3 protein-coding genes and 1 pseudogene are annotated in these 4,673 nt (G+C 76.0%); all 4 read right to left on the bottom strand.

What is annotated here, in order from left to right:
• On the bottom strand, window positions 1-511 hold a 511-nt coding region (locus tag AB0J52_RS28080; protein ID WP_500185414.1), incomplete at its 3' end, for a phosphotriesterase family protein.
• Between the two features lie 169 nt (window positions 512-680).
• Window positions 681-1,304 (bottom strand): malonic semialdehyde reductase, encoded by a 624-nt coding sequence (locus tag AB0J52_RS28075; protein WP_500185412.1) that lies wholly within the window; start codon window positions 1,302-1,304, stop codon window positions 681-683.
• A 134-nt stretch (window positions 1,305-1,438) separates the two neighbouring features.
• A complete protein-coding gene (locus AB0J52_RS28070; protein WP_500185411.1) occupies window positions 1,439-3,187 on the bottom strand; it encodes a TRAFAC clade GTPase domain-containing protein in 1,749 nt (582 codons plus the stop codon).
• A 4-nt stretch (window positions 3,188-3,191) separates the two neighbouring features.
• A pseudogene (locus AB0J52_RS28065) lies at window positions 3,192-4,673 on the bottom strand (hypothetical protein); the annotation flags it as partial.

Here is a 4,673-nt window from a genome sequence, read left to right as displayed (position 1 = left end):
CCGCGCGCAGCACCCGCTCGACGCCCGGGGTGAAGCCGGGCGTGTCCACGGCGCACTTGAGGAAGGCCGCCTTCACGCCGGTGTCCGCGATGCCCTCGGTGAGGTCGCGGACGAAGTCGGCGACGAGCGGGTCCGGCCCGCCGAGGACCGTGCCGGGCCCGCGGTGGTGCAGCGGGAACGGCAGGTCGTTGTAGGTGTAGAGGCCGGTCGCGACGATGATGTTCAGCCCGGGGACGCGGTCCGCGATCCGCCGGATGCGCGGGATGTACCGGCCGAGCCCCCAGACGGTGGGATCGGCGATCGTGGTGATCCCGCGCTCGACGAGTCCGGTGAGCTTGGCGACCGCGTCCGCGACGCGCTCCTCCTCGTCCCACCACGCCCCGGTGCCGTAGTTGCGCTGGTGGTAGTCGTCCAGGACGAACACGTGCTCGTGCATGAGCGTCCGGCCGAGAGCGGCGGCGTCGACCGGTCCGCGCGCGGTCTCGACGGCGGGCATCTCGACGGCGGGCATGGGGCCTCCTCGCGTATCCCGGAAACCTAGGACGCCCCGGGGAGGCCCGTCAACGACCCGGCCCGTGCTCGCGGGCGGCACGGGCGCGGGGGCGGCACGGGCACGGGGGCCGCACGCGCCCACGGGCGGCACGCGCTCGCGGGCGGCGCGGGATCGGCCGGCCGCCGGATCAGACCTCGGTGACGACCTGGTCGTAGGCGAGGCGCGGGTTGCGCGCGAACCAGGCGTCCGGGCCGGGCCGGCCCACGTTGACCACGGCGATCGCCTCGTGGCCGGTGCCCTCCAGGAACTCGGCGCGGACCCCCTCGGCGTCGAAGCCGGTCATCGGCCCGGCGGCGAGGCCGGCCGCGCGGATCCCGACGATCAGGTAGCCGAGCTGCAGGGCGGCGTTGAACCTGGCCATGGCCGCGCGGCCGGGGTTGGCCTCCATCGCGTCGCGCGCGCCCTGGGCGTGCGGGAACACGGTCGGCAGGTGCTCGTGGAAGCCGGTGTCGGCGGCGACGATCAACGTGAGGGGCGCGGACGCCGTCTTCGGCCGGTTGCCCTCCGACATGTGCCGGACGAGGCGCTCGCGGGCCTCCGGCGTGCGGACGGCCACCAGCCGCATCGGCTGGCTGTTCATCGCGGTCGGGCCGAACCGGACCAGGTCGTAGATCGCCTGGAGCTGCTCGTCGGACACCGGGTCGGCGGCGAAGGCGTTGGCGGTGCGGGCCTCGCGGAACAGCAGGTCCTGGGCGGACGCGTCGAGTTCGAGCGCGCCGGTCGGCCGGACGTCGGGGTGCAGGGCGGTCATCGCGAACCCTTTCTCACTGCTAACGGTTGAAACTTCAATCAACCTAACGCAGTGCCGTCACCGGTTATGCCGGAACGGGTGTGGGGCCCCTCACATCGTGTGATCGCCGCAGGCGGGAGCGGGGGCGGGGGCGGTCAGAAGAAGAACGGGAAGTGGATCTTCACGTCGTCCAGCAGCAGCGTCGCGCTGAGGCCCACCGTGACGAGCAGCGCCAGCCCGGCCGCCGACAGCCCGCCGAGCACCGACCACCGGCCCACCTGGTAGCCGAGCGGCACCAGCGCCGGATCGCGGCCGCGCACCGGCCACGGCGCGCGCAGCGGGGAGGTCCCCGGCACCTCCTCGATCAGTTCCGGCGACGCGGACCCGGGCGGCGCCGGCGGCGTCGCCGACGCCAGCCCCGAGGCCCACAGCAGCAGGTCGGCGACCTCGCCCTGCGGGGTGGACAGCCCCGAGCCGAAGAACCGCACCTCGGCCGCGACCTGCTCCAGCGACCGCACCGAGTTGCCGAGCCCGACGGCGGCCAGCCAGTCGCGCAGCCCGCCCGCCGTGACGTCCCGGCCGACCTCGGTCTTGACCAGCAGGTCCAGCTTGGTGACGATCACGCCGATCCGCTTCTGCCGGCCCCGGTCCGGGCGCGTGCGCAGCTCGTTCAGGACCCGCTGCAGCGTGTCGGCCGGGTCCTCCTCCGACGTCCCCGCCGACTCCTCGACCAGGTGCAGCTCCGACTCGCCCAGCGAGTGCCGGACGTAGGGCAGCGCGAACGGGTCGACCACGAACAGCAGCGCCTCGCCGTGGTCCAGGTAGCGCAGCGACTCCACCTCGGTCGCGCCCGTGTAGTGCTCGCCCGCCGGGTCGAACAGGTACAGGATGCGGCGGACGCGGCCGGGCAGCTCGACATCCAGCATCGTCGCCAGCGGCAGTTCCGGGCCGGTCTTGGCGGGCCGCCCGCCCGAGTTGAACACCTGGGCCATCGCCGCGTACGCCTCGGCGTGCCGCCGCTCCACGAACGCCAGCCGCCCGTGCGCCGCGCGCGCCCGCGTGTGCAGCGCGCGGATGCCGAGGACCATGAACGTGGTCTTCCCGGCCGCCGGGCCGCCGACGAACGGCAGCGGCTCGATCCGGACGCGGCCGATGCGCTCGGGCAGCCGTCCCTCGCAGTGCGGGCAGTACGCCGCCAGCCGGAACCGGCCCAGCGGGACGGTCGTCGGCAGCCGCGTCCCGCACCTGCACACATGCCGGAACGCGCCCGCCGCGCCCGGCGTCAGGCGCGGGTGCCGCGCCCCGCATCCGGGGCAGGCGTACACCGGCAGGGCGATCCGCTCGTAACAGAACGGATGCGGGCAGGTCTGCAGGATCCGCCCGTACACCATGAACCCGCGCTCGACCGCCGCCAGCGTCAGCACGCACACCGACCACGCCGCGAGCCCGACCGCCGCGACCGCTCCGTACAGGACCGTCAGCGCCAGCCCCAGCACCGCCGCCGGGACGGCCGCGACCACGATCCCCGCGCACAGCGCCAGCCAGAACGGGAACGCGAAGAACCCCCACAGCCCCCCGAGCAGCAGCCGGGTGAGCCGCGTGACCGCCCGGCGCGCCGTCCCGTACACGCGCGGCACGACCGTCCTGGTGATCGTCCACCAGTCGCGCCACGCCTGCCCGAGCAGGTACGTCCGGTACGACACGGCGGGCTCGGCGACCGGCGACGGCCCGCCGCGCTCGCGCGGCGTCAGCGCCCGGACGGCGTGCAGGTAGTACAGCCCGAACGCGGCGAGCCCGGCGGCGGCGACCACCGCCGGGAACAGCACCGGGAACACCAGGACGAACCCGGCGTACATGACGGCGAGCCACAGCAGGATCAGCAGTCCGATGACGACGGCGGGCATCCCGTCACCCCCGCCGCGCGTCGTCGAGCAGCGCCTTCAGCGCCGCGCGCAGTTCGGGCTCGGAGGCGAACCGCGACTCCAGGTGCCGCGCCGCCAGGAACCGGGACGCCACGCCCCGCGCCCACTCCTCCAGCGCCGGTTCGCGCACCCCCCGGGCCCGCAGCCGCAGCGCCACCTCCACCAGCTCGTCCCGGCGCTCGCCGTCCGACCCGCGCCCGCGCCGCGCGCCGGGGCCGCCCGTCCACTGCACGCCGAGCCGGGCCCGCGCCGTCGGCGACGCCGCCGCCAGCAGCTCCGCCCGGAACACCGGGCCGCGCCGCTCCAGCCGCTCGGCCGCCGACTCGAACGCCCGCACCGCGAGCCGTCCCGCGCGCGGCAGGCCGTCGAGGGCGCGCGCCGCGTCCGCCGGCTTCTCCGCCGTCACCGCCTCGGCATGCGCCCGCACGACCGCGGCGTCCGCGTCGGCGGTCCCGCCCGGCAGCACCGTCCGCACCCGTTCGGCCAGCCGCAGCGTCGACGCCTCCGCCAGCCCGCCGTAACCGGTCGCGATCCTCATGAACGTCCGCGACGGCAGCACCCCGAGCGCCGGATGCTCCGCGCACCCCTCGGGATGGGCCGCCAGCAACTCCAGGCACTCCGCGGCGTCGGGCGCGTCACCCCACACCGCGCCGAACACCGGATCGAGCTCCACCGCGCTGAGCCCCAGCTCCAGCAGCGCGCCGGTCACCTCGATCCGCCGTGCGGGAGTGCGGCGCCCGACGGACGCCAGAACCTCCGCCGCGACCTCCTCCGCACCGCGGAAAACGTCACCGGCCTGGGAGGGCGCCCGGTTCCGACCGTCCACGTCCCCGGCTCCGAACGCCGCCGGAGGCGTGAACGTCGCGCGGCGCGCGGCCTTCGCCCGTCGCGGCTCCGCCTTGGCGGGGAGGTAGAGCTCGTCGTAGAGCAGGTCGCAGGCCGCGTCGGTGAGGACGGCCTTGCGGGTCGGCTCGTCCGCGGCGCGCAGCCCGTTCAGGACACCTTCCAGCAGGGCGTCGCGGTGCTCGGCGGGGCACTCGGCGAACGCCTCGGGCAGGTCGGGAGCGCCGTTCCGGACGCGTCCGGACACGGCGGCGACGATCTCGCCGCGCGGCGTCCCGCCGGTCGTCAGCCGCACGACCGAGGTGAGGTCGGGGGCCTGGAAGAGGGCGCGCGCGGCGCACTGCTCGGCGACCTCGGACGCGCCCGCCGCGTGCGCCCACCGCTGCACCGCGCGGGCCAGCTCGTAGCCCATGGACGGCACGCCGCGCACCAGGTCGCCCCACACCCACTCGGGGATCGCGGTGCCGTACCGCGTGAGCAGGTCCGCCGCGCCCGCCTCCTCGTCCTCCGGGACGCCGTGCTCGCCCCGGCAGAGCGCGAGCAGCCCGGCCGCCCGGTCGAGCACGGCCGGGTCCGGCGCGTCGGGCGCGGAGCCCGACCCGAGCAGCGCCAGCTCGGCCAGCGC

Source organism: Spirillospora sp. NPDC049652, from assembly GCF_040675125.1.
GTDB lineage: Bacteria > Actinomycetota > Actinomycetes > Streptosporangiales > Streptosporangiaceae > Spirillospora.
Note: the sequence above shows the minus strand (reverse complement) of the source record. Positions and strands in the feature narration are given on the sequence as shown.